Raw genomic sequence first — 17337 nt, forward strand, 5'->3', positions numbered from 1 at the left:
ATTTAAATTTTCGGTAGGGGCTATGCCCCCGTGCCAGCCCCGAGCCTTCAGTATTGCAGAAATTCCTTCCACGTAACATCAGTTAACAACAGAAAGCGGCGCGAAGCGCCGCCTTCTGTTAGGAGTAGAATATAGATATAAGCAACTTCCTATTTAGGAGGTGATGCAATTGTGTCTAGCAAGAACAATCTCTTCAAGTTCTGCGGTGTGATTTTAGTAGCTATCTCAATGGGTGGATTACTCTCTGGCAATAGAGTTAATGCTCAAAATGCGATCGCTACTTTGGCAAATGGTAACTATCAGTTTTGTAGTCAACCGCAACCCCAAGATTGGCGCAATGGCGCAGGAGTCTGTTTTAATTTTGTCAAAACAGGCGATCGCGTGGATGGATATTATGGCTACCCCCATACGGATGAATTGATCTGTGTACGAGGCAGGGTGAAAGGTAGTCTGGTTACAGGCGAAGCTCTTGCAATGTCTTGGGGTGGTAGTCAATGGATTAGTATTCCCAACACTGAATTTAATTGGGATCAAGAAGGGCGCTTGTCTCTCCAAGATGGCAAAGTCATGCGTACTGCTATGGATCGAGGCGGAAAGACGGAATGGATTTTGTTTAATGGTGCAAAGCTGAATACTGAGGGATTTTATCAATATCAACAGCCGCTCATGACTTCTCCAACACAACTATGTGAATGGAAATAATTTACAGTAAGTTTGGTAGTGATCTAGAGTAGAGGTAAGGATGGGCGGCGCGAAGCGCCGCCCATCCTTACCTCTAACACTCCAAGCTTTTGTTCTCATTAAGCGATGTGATGAGTCGATCGCGTAGTTAACTTTTGTAATAACATTAACAGCATTCTCTTGGGAACTTGTTGATAAATCTATAATGGAATAGAAAGATAAATTGATTTTAATCTTTCGCAAAAAAATTGGAGATTAAAGCAATGTATGTAGAATGGCAGGGCTTTACGGAAGGCAGTTGGACAAGAGAAATTAACGTTAGGGATTTTATCCAAAAGAATTACACTCCCTATGAAGGATCTGCCGAATTTCTAGTTGCACCAACCGCAAGAACACAGCAACTTTGGCAGGAAGTCTTGGAACTAATGAAGCTAGAGCGCGAAAAAGGGGTATTGGATGTTGATACAAAGATTCCTACGGCGATCGCTGCCCATGACGCGGGATACATCAATCGTGAGCTAGAACAAATTGTTGGTTTACAAACCGATAAACCTCTGAAACGCGCGATTATGCCCTATGGCGGTATTCGTGTGGTGAAGGCTGGACTGGAAGCCTATGGTTATCAACTTGATCCCCAAACGGAAGAAGTTTTTACTAAATATCGCAAAACCCATAACGATGGTGTGTTTGATGTCTACACCACGGAAATGCGAAAAGCAAGGAAATCGGGGATCATTACAGGCTTACCCGATGCCTATGGACGGGGACGCATCATTGGCGATTATCGTCGTGTGCCTCTCTATGGTGTCGATCGCTTGATTGATGACAAAAAGACCCAGAAAGAATCTCTCGAATTAGATGTAATGGACGAAGAAACCATTCGTCTGCGTGAAGAACTCTCCGAACAAATTCGCGCTTTGTTTGAACTCAAGGAAATGGCGGCAAAGTATGGCTTTGATATTGGTCGTCCTGCTATGACGGCTAAAGAAGCTGTGCAATGGCTCTATTTTGGCTATCTAGGGGCAGTCAAAGAACAAAATGGGGCTGCTATGTCCCTTGGTCGAGTTTCAACGTTTTTAGACATATATTTCGAGCGAGATTTGCAGAATGGCGCGATCGCTGAAGTGGATTTGCAAGAGTTAATTGATCATTTTGTGATGAAGTTACGCATGGTGAGATTCTTGCGTACACCTGACTACAATGATCTGTTCTCAGGTGATCCTACATGGGTAACGGAGGCAATCGGTGGTATGAGTGCCGATGGTCGAACTTTAGTTACCAAAACTAGTTATCGATTCCTGCATACTCTTTTAAATCTAGGAGCAGCACCAGAACCTAACTTGACGGTTTTATGGTCAGAACATTTACCCGAAAACTTCAAACAGTTCTGCGCCAAGATTTCCAGTGATACCAGTTCGATTCAGTATGAAAACGATGACTTGATGCGTCCCATCTATGGTGATGACTATGCGATCGCCTGCTGTGTGTCAGTCATGCGAATTGGTAAACAGATGCAATTCTTCGGTGCACGGGTCAATCTGGCAAAGACATTGCTCTATGCGATCAATGGTGGTAAGGATGAGAAGTCTGGGGATCAAGTTGCGCCCAACTTCGCACCAATTACCAGTGAATATCTTGACTATCAAGAAGTTAATGATCGCTTGCAACAGATGATGGCGTGGCTGGCGAAGGCATACATCAACACGCTGAATGTCATTCACTACATGCATGACAAGTATTGCTACGAGCGCATCGAAATGGCGTTGCATGATCGCGATGTCTATCGAACGATGGCTTGTGGAATTGCGGGTTTGTCAGTAGTTACCGATTCGCTTTCGGCAATTAAACATGCCAAAGTGAAGGTGATTCGCAACGAGCAAGGCTTGGCAGTAGATTATGAAACCGAAGGTGAATATCCTAAATATGGCAATAACGATGATCGTGTGGATAGTATCGCTATTGATCTCGTAGCCAGATTTATGAACGAGATTCGTAAGCATCCCACCTATCGTCATGCAGTACCTACTCAATCCGTGCTGACCATTACTTCCAATGTGGTCTATGGCAAGAAAACGGGTAACACTCCCGATGGACGTAGGGCTGGCGAACCCTTTGCTCCAGGTGCTAATCCTATGCATGGACGAGATAGTTGCGGCGCGATCGCCTCGCTTTCCTCGGTTGCCAAATTGCCCTACAGTGATTGTCAAGATGGGATCTCGAATACTTTCTCAATTGTGCCAACGGCTCTGGGAAGACAGGAAAGCGATCGCACCAATAATCTGGTTGGGTTGTTAGATGGATATTTCCATGATGGTGGACATCACATTAATGTGAATGCTCTTGATCGCAACACTTTACTTGATGCGATGGATCACCCTGAGAACTATCCCCAACTGACGATTCGGGTGTCGGGATATGCGGTGAACTTCATTAAGCTCACCCGTGAGCAGCAATTGGATGTGATTAAGCGCACGTTCCACGAACGTGTCTAATCTATAAAGAGTGCTGCAAGGTAGCACTCTTTATGAAAATTATTTAGGAAATTCTATGTCGGGAATTGGACGCATTCACTCAATCGAAACTTTTGGCACGGTGGACGGCCCTGGAATCAGATTTATTGTCTTTACCCAAGGCTGTCCCCTACGCTGTCTCTATTGTCACAATCCAGACTGTCGCAGTGCCCATGATGGCAAAGAAGTTACCGTTGATTATTTGATTGACGAGATCAAAAAATGTAAATCCTTCATTCGCAAAGGTGGAGTAACCGTCAGTGGCGGTGAACCCCTGATGCAACCTGAATTTACTAGGGAAATATTTAAGCGTTGTCATGAGCTAGGTTTGCATACCGCCCTTGATACATCTGGCTACTGTGCGATCGAGGTAGCAAAACCTGTTCTCGAAGAAACCGACTTAGTTCTGCTCGATATCAAATCCTACATTCCCGAACTCTATTACAAAGTTACCAGTGTTTCTATTGAGCCGACGCTAGCGATCGCTAAATACCTCAGCGAAATTGGTAAACCTGTATGGATTCGCTTTGTATTAGTGCCACATCTCACGGACAACGAGGAAAATATCAAGCAACTTGCTGATTTTATGGCAACTTTGAAAAATATAGAAAGATTGGAAGTTCTGCCATTTCATAAAATGGGGGAATATAAATGGGAGCAACTAGGCTTGCCCTATTCCCTCAAAGATACACCACCAGCAACACCTGAACTAGTGCAGCAGGCAGTTGATATATTTCGCGATCGCGGAATTAATGCACTTGGAGCGGTAGGGATTTAGCTGTTGGCAGTTAGCGGTTAGCGGTTAAGTTTGGTGATTGGTAATGGGTGATTGGTGATTGGTAGCAGATTTTTAATTCTATTCTGGCTAACAGCTAACAGCTAACAGCTAATAGCTAACAGCCCAAAAAAAAAATGAGGAGTATTTATAAATGAAAGTCACAAATGTTGAAGAATTGGAATTGTTGATTCAGAGGGTGAAGGTTGCTCAAGCTGAGTTTGCTGCTTTTACCCAAGAGCAGGTTGATCGCATTTTCAAGCAGGCGGCTTTGGCAGCAAATGCCGCGCGGATTCCTCTAGCGAAGGCGGCGGTCAAAGAATCGGGAATGGGTGTGATTGAAGATAAGGCGATCAAGAATCACTTTGCTTCGGAGATGATTTACAACAAGTATAAGAATGATAAAACCTGTGGTGTGATTGAGTCGGACAAGCATTTTGGTTATGAACGTATTGCTGAACCTGTGGGGCTGTTAGCGGGAATTGTGCCTGTCACTAATCCCACTTCTACCACCATCTTTAAGTCTCTGATTGCGCTGAAAACCCGCAATGGAATTATTTTCTCGCCGCATCCCCATGCGAAGGACTGCACGATCGCTGCGGCAAAAATTGTTCTTGATGCTGCTGTAGCCGCAGGTGCGCCTCCCGATATTATTGGCTGGATTGATGAGCCGACCGTGCCTTTATCTCAGGCTTTGATGCAAAATCCGAATATCAAATTGATTTTGGCTACGGGGGGACCGGGAATGGTCAAGGCTGCCTATTCTTCAGGACATCCTTCCATTGGTGTTGGTGCTGGGAATACACCTGCAATTATCGATGAAACCGCGCATATTCAGATGGCAGTAAGTTCGATTATTCTCAGCAAAACCTTTGACAATGGTACGATTTGTGCTTCTGAACAGTCAGTAGTAGTGGTTGATGCGATTTATGATGCGGTGAGAGAGGAATTTATCAAGCGTGGTGCATATTTTCTTAATGAAGCAGAGCGTGACCAAATTCGCCAAGTAATTCTCAAGGATGATCGACTGAATGCCGCGATTGTGGGACAGCCAGTGCTAAAGATTGCTGAGGTTGCAGGGTTTGAGATTCCTGCAAATACCAGAGTATTGATTGGTGAAGTGGAGAAAATTTCTAAGGATGAACCCTTTGCCTTTGAGAAATTGTCGCCGATCCTTGCGATGTATCGTGCTGAAGACTTCCATGATGCGGTAGACAAGGCGGAATCATTGGTTATATTTGGTGGACATGGTCATACTTCGGTGTTGTATACCGCACCTAATAATCAAGAGAATATTCGCTATTTTGAGAGTAAGTTAGAGACTTCGCGAGTGTTAATTAATACACCATCTTCTCAGGGCGCGATCGGTGATCTCTATAACTTCCGTCTCGATCCTTCACTGACATTGGGCTGTGGTAGTTGGGGTGGTAACTCGATTTCCGCAAACGTGACTCCCCACCATTTACTAAATATCAAAACCGCCGCCGAACGTCGCGAAAATATGTTGTGGTTTCGCATCCCACCCAAAATTTACTTCAAATCTGGCTGCTTGCCTGTCGCTTTGCGGGATCTCATGGGTCGAAAACGCGCGTTGATTGTTACCGATCGCCCTTTGTTTGAACTGGGCTTAACCAAAGAAGTTACCGATAGCTTAGAAGAAATCGGCATTGCCCACTATACCTTTTATGATGTCGAACCCGATCCTTCGCTTGCCACAGTCCGCAAAGGTTTAGCGATCTGTAACAGCTTCCATCCCGATGTAATTATTGCCTTTGGTGGTGGTTCTCCGATGGATGCGGCAAAAATCATGTGGCTAATGTATGAACATCCCGACATCGAATTTGAAGGCTTGGCGATGCGATTTATGGATATTCGTAAACGGGTTTACGAATTACCACCTTTGGGCGCAAAGGCTATCATGGTATCGATTCCCACTACGTCGGGAACTGGTTCGGAAGTTACGCCTTTTGCTGTTGTTACCGATGAGAAAAGTGGCATCAAATATCCTCTCGCTGACTATGCCTTGACCCCAAATATAGCGATCGTCGATCCTGAACTGACTCTGAATATGCCTAAACGCTTAACTGCCTATGGTGGTATTGATGCGCTTACCCATGCGATCGAGGCTTACGTGTCAGTACTGGCTTCAGAATATACCAATGGATTGGCTCTAGAAGCGATTCGTTTGTTGTTCAAATATCTACCTAGCGCTTACAAAAATGGAGCTAAAGATCCTAAAGCACGGGAAAAAGTACATTATGCCGCCACAATCGCAGGGATGGCTTTTGCTAATGCCTTCTTAGGAGTATGTCACTCAATCGCCCACCAATTAGGGGGGACTTGTCACCTTGCTCACGGGCTAGCCAACGCGCTGATGATCTCCCATGTGATTCGTTACAACGCGACCGATGTTCCCTTTAAGCAAGCAATTTTCTCGCAAAACAAATATCCCAATAGCAAGTGGCGCTATGCCCAGATTGCTAATTATCTAAATCTGGGAGGTGATACTGATGACGAGAAAGTAGAAAGATTGATTGTCGCCATTGAAGATCTCAAGCGTCAAGTGGATATTCCGATCACGATTAAAGATGCTCTCTTAGAGCAGGGTACTGGTGAAGAATTTTTCATGACCCATGTAGAAGATATGGCAGATCGAGCCTTTGATGATCAATGCACGGGTGCGAATCCTCGCTATCCATTAATTGCTGATCTCAAGCAGCTTATGATCCAAGCCTATTACGGCTAATCCCAACTCACAAAAGTGAGACAACACTTTTGTGAGTTGAAAACCAACCCCAGTAAGGGACTAATACCAAAACTCAAAATGGCGTAGCCATTTTGAGTTTTGGTATTAGTCCCGATCTTCTTCGATGCGACTTGCACCTTTTTCGTAGAGTTTACAAATACCGCGACGACTATTCTTGATGAAGTTACAAAATAATTGAATATCAGGATTGTTGGCAAATTTAGGATCTGACTCTAGAAATTCGATCGCTTGAGTGCGATTGCGATCCGACTTATAGATCACTTCATAGGCGGCGAGAATAGAGCGGCGGCGATCGTGACTAAACCCATTGCGGCGTAAACCAAGGCGATTGAGTCCAAACACCATATTTGTGTCCACAGCCATGCAGTAGGGAGGCACATCCATACCAAGGCGAGTTTGTCCACGAATCATCGCATAGGAACCGATGCGCGTGAATTGATGTACTACTGAGTCCCCACCCATAAAGGCATAGTCATGTACCTCCACATAACCCGCCAGCAACACATTATTTACTAAAATTACGCGATTGCCGATCGCACAATTATGAGCTACATGAGCGCCTGTAAAAAACAAATTATCATTACCAATGGTTGTGGCTGAGCCTTCCTTTGTGCCCCGATTGACCGTCACATATTCTCGCAACACATTGCGATCGCCGATTTCCACAAAACTAACTGCGCCTTTGTAAGAAGTATCTTGAGGCTCCGAGCCAACGATTGCACCATAGCCAATTTGGTTATCGTTGCCGATCTTAGTATTCCCTGTAATGATTGCTCTAGCACGAATCTCGCAGCGATCGCCAATCTCCACAAACTCGTCAATAATGACATCGGCTCCGATGGATGTACCCTCACCAATTTTGGCGTGTGGATGAACGATGGCGCGGGGATGAATCGTGATATTAGGATTGGGTTTGGTGTTTGGCATTGAAATAGCGGTCTATATGCTGGGGCGCTAGAAAACAATCAATAGTCTATCGCAATCATTGGCAAAGTACCCATAATTTGAAGATTCGCCGCGCCGTAGGCGCGGCGAATCTCTATGGATAGCCATAAAAAACAAAAAACTAGAGGCAGTGTGAAGCACTGCCTCTAGTTTTTTAGTTTGCTAAGACTCCCAATTTATAGAGTCTTTGGACAATTTCTTCTAGCAGTTGCGTGTAACTATAATTAGTCTTTTGGAGGATTTTTTGGACTGATCCACTTAAACGAATACAGTCTGCATTAGTTAAATCTTTAGCAGTGATGATGATAATGGGAATTGATGGAGTGTTATATCGTAGCCTTAGTAGATGAATTAATTCAAAGCCATCGACATTGGGCATCATCAAATCAAGCAGAATTAACTGCGGCATATGCTGTGTCATTACTTCTAATGCTTCATGTCCATCTTGGGCTTCGGAAACAAAGCAATTCTCCTTTTCCAGCATTCGTTTCAACATGGCTCTAGTATTAAGATCATCTTCAATTACTAATACTGAAATCTCAGCCTTTTGCTCACTGCGATATTTATCAATGATCGTAAGCAAGCGATCTCGATCAATCGGCTTAAATAAATAATCATTTGCGCCAATCTCATAACTTGGATGGGTTTCGTCACTATCATTAATTGTCAGTAAAATGATCGGAATTCCAGAAGTTAAAGGTTGCGACTTTAATTCCTTAAGCATTTCCCATCCACTCATAGAGGGGGTTTGCATATCTAAAATAATTGCATCAGGTAAAATTTGGTAGACTAATTTCATCCCATTTTCTCCACTTAGGGATGAGTAGACGGAAACTCCTAAATGATTAAGAGAGGCATGGGTACTTTGATGGATCAACGGATCGTCAGCAATCACTAAAATTGAAGGATGTCTTTGCTGGGGATTATCTGATTCCTTTGGGAGAGGTTTGGGCAATATCGATAAATTAGGTGCAGAATTTTGTCCGTTTTTAGGTGGATTTTTGATTGCTCTTTCGCAATCAACAGGTAAACAAATGGTGAAAGTTGAACCGATTCCTAATTCACTGTTAACCGTAATATCACCATTCATCATTTGACAAAGACGATGACTAATAGCTAGTCCTAGCCCTGTTCCTCCATATTGTCTCGTCGTGGAGCTATCAGCTTGGTTGAATGGCTGAAATAGTCTTTGCAGATTTTCTGGACTAATTCCTATGCCTGTGTCACTAATCGTGAAGCAGAAAAATTCTCCTTGAACATAATTGTGGCGATTTACCTGAATTTTAATTTCACCTGATTTTGTAAACTTACAGGCATTACTTAAAATATTTAAGAGAACTTGGCGTAAGCGCGTCATATCTGCGCGAATCTCTCCAAGTTGGAGATCGCATTCTATCTCTAGACGATTATTATTTTTAAGTAACAATGGCTCAATCGTTTTACTGGTATCGAAGATCAGCATTGGCACATCAAAATCATCGTAATAAATTTCTAATTTACCCGCTTCAATTTTGGTCATATCCAAAATGTCGTTAATCAAATCTAGGAGATGCTTGCCAGATCGATAAATTTTTTGGAGATCATCTTCAAAATCATCTAATCCCAATAAAGCCGCATCTTCCTGTAACATCTCGCTATAACCGATGATCGCATTGAGTGGTGTGCGTAACTCATGGCTCATATTGGCGACAAAGGTGCTTTTAGTGCGATTGGCTTCCAAGGCGCGATCGCGTGCTAGTGCAAGTTCTTCATTCATCAAGCGGAGTGTTTCTTCATCTCGCTTACGACGCATCAATACCCCTAACTGCATGGCGATCGCGCTGATTAAACCCACTAATTGCTGATCGCGATCGTTGGGAGATCTGGTAAAAAAAGCCATAATTGCGACAACATTGGTGTCGGCACTGACAGGAATTGCTAAACCTGATCGCAAACCACATTCTAGAGCAGGATATTTGCGTAAGAAGTGGGATTCTGCCTCCAGCGAAATGTCCCAAATCCATTCTGGACGTTGATTTCCCCAAACTCTTCCTGGAAAGCCAATTCCTGCTGGGAAAGAGATTCTCTCACTAAATTGCCGAAAATCTTCTAAACCCTCAATACTGCTGTACCATGCAGGACTACAGATCAAATGCTCATCCCCCGATGGTATCCATGCTTCACCATAGTCCCATCCTGTAAATTGACAAATTTTGGTGAGGGCAACTTCTAACGCTGTTTGAAAATCATTGGCAGCACCAATTTCTAAGGTCAAGCATTGTAATAATTGTGATTCTTCTTCAGCTCGCTTGCGTTGAGAAATATCCTGTACAGTACCTTCAAAGCCAATCAGCGTGCCATCAAAATCCCTGACTGCACGCACATTTTCTGAAATCCAGATTTTTGTCCCATCACGGCGATAAACCTGAGACTCAAAATTAGAAACTGTGTCATGAGTCCGCAAAATATTAATAAATTCTTGACGACGTAATGGGTTGACATAAATCTGATTGGCAATATTCGTAACATTACTAATCAGAGATTGCGCCGAAGGATAACCATAGATCTGAGCCAACATCGAATTGGCGATCAGATAACGCCCATCAATCGTCGTCTGGAAAATCCCCTCGATCGCATTCTCAAAAATGCTTTGATACCTAGCTTCGGCATTTTCAAGATCGTTACGCAGTTTGGAAGTTCTTAATTGCAATAATTTGTAGATTTCAGTCGCCTGTTGGACGACTTCCTCTAATTCTTCTATTTTGTAAGGCTTCGTAATGTATTTAAAAACTTTGGATTGGTTGATTGCTTCCACCAAATCATGGACATCGGTATGAGCGGTCAGAATGATCCGCAACGTGTCAGGATAACGCTCGGCAACTTGACTTAAAAACTCCGTCCCCGACATCATGGGCATTCGTTGATCGGAGACGATCACTGCAATATCTAGCTCCTTGGCTAAAATTGCCAAAGCCTCAAATCCATTTTTAGCTCGCAGAATTAGATGACTTCGATGAAAAATACGTTGAAGTAAGTCTAAGTTGTCTTCTTCATCATCAACGATCAATAGTTTGCTGCGAGACTTTTGGCTTTGTTTATTTTCTGGTGAACTATGCATGTATGTGGTTACGAAGATGTTTTCACATTAAAATAAGCGACTAGTCTTGGGCTGATATCTCTAGTAATTTAAACAAAAATATATGATGAAGATTGTATTAACGGGTGCTACTGGGTTTGTTGGCGTGAAATTAGTTGAGCGGTTACATGCTTTAGGCAATAGCATTGTCGTCTTAGCTCGTAATTCCCAAAAAGCAGTTCGTCAATTTCCCCAAGAAGCTTTTCCAAATGTTGAAGTAATTAGCTACACGCCTTTTGAATTGGGAGGTTGGGCAAAGGTGATATCTGGTAGTGATGCGGTAATTAATCTGGCTGGCGAACCCCTCGCTGGTGTACGTTGGACTGATAAACGGAAGCAAGAAATCCGTGATAGTCGTATTTTAACTACAAAAGTGTTGGTTGAGGCGATCGCTCAAGCCGATGTGAAACCACAGGTATTAATTAGTGGTTCGGCGATCGGTTACTACGGCACAAGTCTAGATAAATCCTTTGACGAATATAGTAGTGCAGGTGATGACTTCTTAGCTAATGTTTGCAAAGACTGGGAAGCTGCTGCCGATGTAGTTACAGGCTTGGGTGTGCGCCTAGTCAAGCTAAGAACGGGAATTGTGTTAGGAATGGGTGGGGCGATCGCGAAAATGTTACCGATTTTTCAAGTTGGTGGCGGCGGCAAAATTGGTACTGGCAAGCAATGGTTTTCTTGGATTCATCGCGATGATTTGGTGGAGCTAATCATTTATGCTGTGAATAATGCTCAGATTACAGGGGCGCTCAATGCGACGGCTCCTAAAGCAGTTAACAATGAAGATTTCACGGTTGCCTTGGCTAAAGCAATTAAGCGTCCAGCTTTTTTACCTGTGCCTGCGGCGGCGTTGATCTTGGTATTTGGTGAAGGGGCAACGGTATTGCTAGATGGTCAGCGAGTTGTACCACACAAAGCTGAGATTAATAAATTTACCTTCCAATATCCTGATATTGATAAAGCACTAGGTCAAATTTTTTCTTAATAAAAATGAATTCTAAGCATGGCTATCTAACTAAGGAGAATCATCAGATGAGTATGACATTTGAGCAATTGCAAATTATTGCCGAACAAGCCTTAATCCTCTCAGAAAGGAATAGCCAATCAATCTCTAGGCTAGAGCAAGAACTGAGAGAAACGCGCTCTATTGTTGACTCTAACGCAAGAGCAATACAGGCAACTAACAACGCATTAGAGGCAAAGTTTAACCAGATCGCCGATGCTGTCATCAGAGGTCAGGACAGGTTAGAAAGGTTAGAGCGTAGAGATACGAAAGTAGACAAAGAAATTCGCGGCTTACGCATCGAGACAAGACGGATGTTAGAGCGATGGTTAGGAGAGCCATTTACTGACGATCCAGACTTTGATGATGATGACACCGAATAATTCCACAATTATCCGAACGAAAGAGCTTTTTTGAGAGTGGTTGCAAAGCACCACTCTCAAAAAAGCTCTTTCGTTAGTTTGACTAGTAATTACTGAAATAAAAGGGAGCGTGAACTTAGTTCACGCTCCCTTTTTGATATGGGCCGAGCTGGATTTGAACCAGCGTAGGCGTAGCCAGCGGATTTACAGTCCGCCCCCATTAACCACTCGGGCATCGACCCTTTACTTGGCTGTTTTCCAAGCGAATCTAATCATATACACTTATTGCACTACTGGCAATAGGCATTTTCATAAAAAATAAAAAGAGGCTTAGACTCTTTTTATTTTTTATGAAAGCCGATCGCGATCGCACTTAAAAAAATAATTCCCATCACACCTGCGATCGGATTGCCACTAATACCTGTTACCCATTCAGGCACAACGCCTGTTGGCTTTAACCAATGGGTCGTATTGACGATGTAGTAACACCAAACCAATCCACCATGCAATCCAACCGATACTCCTAATCTCCCACCACATCTACGTCTTGCTAGGACTAGGGCAACACTGAGCATCACTAAACCGAGAAATTGACTCCATGTAGCTAGAATCACGTTTAGAGGTTTAATAAAATGCAAAATCGCAAATACTAAACTGCAACCGAGTAAAGCCGTGTTTTTTGAATAATCGCGCTCTAGCTCTGATAGCATCCAACCCCGAAACAACATTTCCTCCGCAAATCCCACGCCTACAGAAGTCAATAGCCCAGGTAATATCGCTCCTTGCCAATCGACAAAATACACGCCGATCGCTGGTAGTAGATTATCTGGTAAGGGCTGCTGCCAAGTGACAGTTTGCACTGCTAGCCAACCTAGACTCACCTGTAGTCCAAAGAAAATAATCAGGGTCACACAGCCTAGCCCCAAACCAAACAAAAAATCGCTGCCATTGGTGCGAGTAAATGACAAGCCGTAATAGCGATAGGGATGCGAATATTTAGCAATTTTGCGACCCCAGAACCAAGTTAATCCCAAAAATCCGCAATACAACAAAATGGTTAGTCCAACGCCAACCGCCTCACCCCAAATTAAATACATTGGTGCAGCGATCGGTAACCACATCACCAATAAAGTTAATAAAAATAGAATGATGCGTGCTGGTGCTGGATAGGAATTTAAGCGATCGAGATTCACAATAAAAGAACAGGTAGGATTTTGTTAATAACAATCCTACCTGTTCTATATATGGCTGTCGTCAGTCTTGTGAGGACATAAAACCCAAAAGATAAGATGCGGCGCGAAGCGCCGCATCTTATCTTTTGGGTTTTAATTAAGAACTGATGTTACGTAGAACAGAGATCTTCATCATGTTTCTATGTGATCTTAAAAGAGGATTTGGTCTCCAAATCCCTACATATTTGTAAAAGTAGGGGCTTGGTCTCCAAGCCCAAATCTCAGCCTTCTACGTAACATCAGATAAGAAGACAGTGCTTTGCACTGTTTTTTATGACTCAGGCTCAATGGTGCTAGTTAAGCCTTTGCTTTGTAGCCCTTCGCAATAAAATTCGGCATGTTCTTGTACACAGGTAATTACCAAAGCGCAACCACTCGCATGAGCTGCCATCATAATATCGACAGCTTGTGGCTGTGTAAGCCCATTTACGACTTGCATTAAGGTTTCCACAACGTATTCCATTGAGTTGTAATCGTCATTATGTAACAAAACCCGATATCTAGGTGCAATTTTGCGTATGGTTTCGGGACGTTGAATAGTTTCGGTAGACATATATTAGGTAGCCTCCAACAAAGGTTTGCAATCAGGGGAATTTATGTCGCTAGATAATTGCGGTATTAATTTGGAGTATTAAGTAAGATGAAAGTGTTTGCAGATCTGCTTTGTAGATAATACCAAAGCACAAAATGCGTAGCTATTTTGTGCTTGTAAAACCCTTACTGGGTTTGGTTTTTAACTCACAGAAGTGTGAAGACACTTCTGTGAGTTGGTAGTAAGACAGTAATAATACTTAATGCTCACTTACATTATAAGTACGAACCCAAAAAATGTGAAGTGGACGGCTTTTGCCCCAAAAAGAGGGGGGCGCATTGCGCCCCCCTCTTTTTTTGGGATCGGGTTTTAATCTGTAAGTTGATCGCTATAATATACGCCACTGCCTGAGTCAGGGACAAATATACAAGCCTTTTGGGAAGTAAAGAAGGACTTCCAGATTGGCACATTGGAAACTCGGTAATATGAGCCTAAAACTGGTTTGATCGCTTCAGTCGCAGTCTTGAGGTGATAGTGAGGAATGCCAATAAAGATGTGGTGGGCAACATGAGTGCCGATATTGTGGTGGATATTGTTGAAGATTCCATAATCACGATCAATGGTGGAGAGTGCTCCCTTCAAAAAGTACCAGTCTTTACCACGATACCAAGGAATATCAGCTTCAGTGTGGTGTAAATAGGTGACGAGATCAAGCCATACTACAAAGACAAGGTAGGGGACGATATAAAACTTGAACAGAAATAGGAAGCCATAGGTAAAGCCCAACCATCCTAAAAAGCCAACCATCACTGCGAAGAGGATGCTACTGGTGAGAATATCGTTAGTCTCAGATTCGCGGAAAAGATCATTGTTGGGAACGAAATGTGAGGCTGTGGGACGCGCAGGCGATCGCTTAAATAAATACAAAGGATAAGCAAATAAGAGAGCATCAAAGCGGATGAATTTCCCAATCCAGTCCATCGCCTTATATTGACTTTCGGTAACAGGGTACCAACTTTCATCAGTGTCAATATTAGCTGTATTTTGGTGATGGGTACGGTGGCTGATACGCCAGCCATGATATGGCACAAGAATCGGAATATGGGTTAGGTGACCAACTAAGTTATTTAGCCATTTAATCCGTGAGAAAGAGCCATGCCCGCAGTCGTGACCGACAACGAAGAAAGCCCAGAACATTGTCCCCGTGGCAAACCAAAAAATTGGATAAAACCACCATGCATCTAAATAAGCAGCAGTGGCATATAAGCCCACAATAATCGCAGCATCGGCAAAAAAATAGGCGAGCGATCGCCATACGTTAGGAGCAAAACATTCAGCAGGAATCGCAGATTTTACATCTTGGAAGGTAAACGGAAGCTCAGTTTGAGATGTCGAAGATGTATCGGTAAGCGGATTGTCAAGATTGATCCGATGAATAGTCGAAGACGACACGTATATTTCCCTGTTGTTAAGAAAAATTAAGTTAGCTCTTAGATCTTAGCAGTAACTTGGATTCTTCCTCAAAACCAAAGTTATCAAGTAAAAAAGCCCAGCGATCGCCTTTTACACGGCTATAAGCTTGCATTTGAGAAACTTTGCTTTGATCCCCCATTTGTTGTTGTAGTTTTTGTTGCTGGTTATGGAAGCTATGAATTTCATAAATAAAAGGTGTTTTCCATGTGAGATGCCCTGCACGATGCAATAGCCCCAGCGCGATCGCCGCATCGGGATGTATTTTGGAAACTTCGGCGAAATTTCCTTGTCTCGGTAGCTTTGGTAAAAGGGCTAGCGCTTGTTGTTGCAGTTTTTGCTGCTGTTGCAAAAAAAAATTTATCCTTTGGCGATCGCTATCATCAAGTAAACCCGTCGGTTCACTGACTAACATCAACGCCTCCGCAGGTTTGCCGTCGCGTCCTGCCCGTCCAATTTCTTGGATATATTCTGAAAGGGTTAAAGGCGGATGAAAATGTAAGACCCAACGGGTATCTGGTTTGTTAATGCCTAGACCGAAGGCTGAAGTGCAGATTACAAAGGGATATTGATTAGTCAGCCATTGCTGCTCGATATGCCGACGCTCTTGGGGTGGCAGGCCTGCATGATAGGCGGCGGTTTTAAACGAGTTTTCTTGTAACCAAGTGGCTAACATTTCCGCATCACGGCGACTCCGTACATAGATCAATCCAGACTGTCCTTTGAGATCGCGGATAAATTTGAGGGTGCGTGATTTGCGTCCTGCGGGTGTCCATGCGATCGCCACTTGCAGACTCAGATGTGGTCGATAGGGACTGGTACGGACAATATGGGGATTCTCTAGATTTAAACAAGCCTGCAACTCCGCAGTCGTATCGCGATCGGCGGTTGCTGTAAATGCAGCTAGGGTAATGTGTGGATGATGATCGGGCTTTTGTGCCATCAAAGCCGATCGCACTGCTCCTAAACGGCGATAGCTCGGTCGAAATGAGTCCCCCCACTGCACCAGACAATGGGCTTCATCGAGCATTATTCCTGAAATTTTTAATTGGCGATCGCTGAGCTTGTCCCAGACAGGCTCACTCAAAAGGGTTTCGGGCGAAATATAAAGCAAGCTAGTTTTTGAGAGATTACGCAAAATTTCGCGGCGCTCTATTTGCGATAAATTGCTATGCAAACAAGCGGCGGAAAGATTTCGCGATTTGCAGTCCCGAACTTGGTCTTCCATCAGGGCAAGTAATGGAGAAATCACCAAAGTTAGTCCTTCATTGATTATTGCTGGTAGTTGAAAACAAATAGACTTACCGCCACCAGTCGCCATAATTGCCAAACTATCTTGACCCCTCAATAAGCTGGTAACCACAGCCCTCTGAGATGGGCGCAAATCGTCATATCCCCATATTTTCTGAAATGTTTGCTGAACTTCCGTCCATGCTTTACATGTTTCTGACATTGTTGCTAATGAGCCATTAATACCAGCATTTTATAGCAACTCTAAAACGGTCTGTGGAAGATTTTCATGAAACCCCTATTAATGAAGGCAGCGCGAAGTAATGCCTTCATTAATAGGGGGTACTGTGATTTGCAAGCAAACCTAAATCAACGTGAGTTCCAGCCATTTGCGGTGTGCTTCGCTCGCCGCAAATGGCTAAAAATAAGCAGTTTCTAACATTTTTAGCTTTCGTCGAACTGACGTTAAACCAAGAGATTTTTAGAAAGTATTTTGAATCATCACTTCCTAAAAATCTCTTAGAGTTCGTTAATTTGCTGATTTGTCTAAAATTTCTCAACAATTACTTAAAAATCAGTTAAAAAGCCATAAGTTTATTAGTAATTACTTCACAAACGCTAGATCTAGTTGTATAACCGTAGGTTAGGTGACTGTTTTCAACTCATAAATTTATATAATTAGATTTAATATCCTTAGAACTAGTAATCTTCA

At 43.2% G+C, this 17337-nt stretch carries 12 protein-coding genes and 1 tRNA gene; 6 read left to right on the top strand and 7 right to left on the bottom strand.

The window, feature by feature from the left end:
- The first annotated feature begins 171 nt into the window (after nucleotides 1-171).
- The 4 genes from ABM313_RS19635 (at nucleotide 172) to adhE (ending at nucleotide 6712) form a co-directional block, all read left to right on the top strand.
- Complete coding sequence (locus ABM313_RS19635) at nucleotides 172-702, top strand: hypothetical protein (protein ID WP_434684849.1); 531 nt, start codon at nucleotides 172-174, stop codon at nucleotides 700-702.
- A 242-nt stretch (nucleotides 703-944) separates the two neighbouring features.
- The gene (gene pflB / locus ABM313_RS19640) at nucleotides 945-3173 is read left to right on the top strand and encodes a formate C-acetyltransferase (RefSeq protein WP_434684850.1); all 2229 of its coding nucleotides are present in this window, start codon (nucleotides 945-947) and stop codon (nucleotides 3171-3173) included.
- A 55-nt stretch (nucleotides 3174-3228) separates the two neighbouring features.
- The gene (gene pflA / locus ABM313_RS19645) at nucleotides 3229-3969 is read left to right on the top strand and encodes a pyruvate formate-lyase-activating protein (protein WP_434684851.1); all 741 of its coding nucleotides are present in this window, start codon (nucleotides 3229-3231) and stop codon (nucleotides 3967-3969) included.
- A gap of 151 nt (nucleotides 3970-4120) precedes the next feature.
- Complete coding sequence (adhE, locus tag ABM313_RS19650; RefSeq protein ID WP_434684852.1) at nucleotides 4121-6712, top strand: bifunctional acetaldehyde-CoA/alcohol dehydrogenase; 2592 nt, start codon at nucleotides 4121-4123, stop codon at nucleotides 6710-6712.
- A gap of 105 nt (nucleotides 6713-6817) precedes the next feature.
- On the opposite strand, the gene lpxA is transcribed toward adhE, so the two are convergent.
- A complete protein-coding gene (lpxA, locus tag ABM313_RS19655) occupies nucleotides 6818-7660 on the bottom strand; it encodes an acyl-ACP--UDP-N-acetylglucosamine O-acyltransferase (protein ID WP_434684853.1) in 843 nt (280 codons plus the stop codon).
- A gap of 172 nt (nucleotides 7661-7832) precedes the next feature.
- Nucleotides 7833-10775, bottom strand: coding sequence for a response regulator (locus ABM313_RS19660; protein WP_434684854.1), 2943 nt, complete (start codon nucleotides 10773-10775; stop codon nucleotides 7833-7835).
- 85 nt (nucleotides 10776-10860) lie between these two features.
- On the opposite strand from ABM313_RS19660, the gene thyD reads away from it, so the two are divergent.
- Nucleotides 10861-11781, top strand: coding sequence for a thylakoid membrane protein ThyD (gene thyD, locus ABM313_RS19665; RefSeq protein ID WP_434688531.1), 921 nt, complete (start codon nucleotides 10861-10863; stop codon nucleotides 11779-11781).
- Between the two features lie 47 nt (nucleotides 11782-11828).
- The gene (locus ABM313_RS19670; RefSeq protein WP_434684855.1) at nucleotides 11829-12182 is read left to right on the top strand and encodes a hypothetical protein; all 354 of its coding nucleotides are present in this window, start codon (nucleotides 11829-11831) and stop codon (nucleotides 12180-12182) included.
- Nucleotides 12183-12321: 139 nt separating this feature from the next.
- Here the strand turns inward: ABM313_RS19670 and ABM313_RS19675 are convergent.
- From ABM313_RS19675 to ABM313_RS19695, 5 genes are all read right to left on the bottom strand, one after another.
- Nucleotides 12322-12403: transfer RNA gene (locus ABM313_RS19675), tRNA-Tyr, on the bottom strand.
- A gap of 99 nt (nucleotides 12404-12502) precedes the next feature.
- A complete protein-coding gene (locus ABM313_RS19680; RefSeq protein ID WP_434684856.1) occupies nucleotides 12503-13354 on the bottom strand; it encodes a CPBP family intramembrane glutamic endopeptidase in 852 nt (283 codons plus the stop codon).
- Between the two features lie 310 nt (nucleotides 13355-13664).
- On the bottom strand, nucleotides 13665-13946 hold the full coding sequence (clpS, locus tag ABM313_RS19685) for an ATP-dependent Clp protease adapter ClpS (protein WP_190577676.1): 282 nt from the start codon (nucleotides 13944-13946) through the stop codon (nucleotides 13665-13667).
- Between the two features lie 348 nt (nucleotides 13947-14294).
- Entirely contained in the window at nucleotides 14295-15377 is a 1083-nt protein-coding gene (locus tag ABM313_RS19690) for a DUF3474 domain-containing protein (RefSeq protein WP_434684857.1), read from the bottom strand.
- 31 nt (nucleotides 15378-15408) lie between these two features.
- A complete protein-coding gene (locus ABM313_RS19695; RefSeq protein ID WP_434684858.1) occupies nucleotides 15409-16848 on the bottom strand; it encodes a RecQ family ATP-dependent DNA helicase in 1440 nt (479 codons plus the stop codon).
- Nucleotides 16849-17337 lie beyond the last annotated feature (489 nt).

It is taken from the genome of Pseudanabaena minima str. Chao 2107 (assembly GCF_051131155.1).
Classification (GTDB): Bacteria; Cyanobacteriota; Cyanobacteriia; order Pseudanabaenales; family Pseudanabaenaceae; genus Pseudanabaena; species Pseudanabaena minima.

Bases quoted from the DNA above. Each gene is read 5' to 3' on its own strand.
- pflB (WP_434684850.1), top strand. From the start codon at position 945: ATGTATGTAGAATGGCAGGGCTTTACGGAAGGCAGTTGGACAAGAGAA.
- pflA (WP_434684851.1), top strand. From the start codon at position 3,229: ATGTCGGGAATTGGACGCATTCACTCAATCGAAACTTTTGGCACGGTG.
- adhE (WP_434684852.1), top strand. From the start codon at position 4,121: ATGAAAGTCACAAATGTTGAAGAATTGGAATTGTTGATTCAGAGGGTG.
- lpxA (WP_434684853.1), bottom strand. From the start codon at position 7,660: ATGCCAAACACCAAACCCAATCCTAATATCACGATTCATCCCCGCGCC.
- ABM313_RS19660 (WP_434684854.1), bottom strand. From the start codon at position 10,775: ATGCATAGTTCACCAGAAAATAAACAAAGCCAAAAGTCTCGCAGCAAA.
- thyD (WP_434688531.1), top strand. From the start codon at position 10,861: ATGAAGATTGTATTAACGGGTGCTACTGGGTTTGTTGGCGTGAAATTA.
- ABM313_RS19670 (WP_434684855.1), top strand. From the start codon at position 11,829: ATGAGTATGACATTTGAGCAATTGCAAATTATTGCCGAACAAGCCTTA.
- clpS (WP_190577676.1), bottom strand. From the start codon at position 13,946: ATGTCTACCGAAACTATTCAACGTCCCGAAACCATACGCAAAATTGCA.
- ABM313_RS19695 (WP_434684858.1), bottom strand. From the start codon at position 16,848: ATGTCAGAAACATGTAAAGCATGGACGGAAGTTCAGCAAACATTTCAG.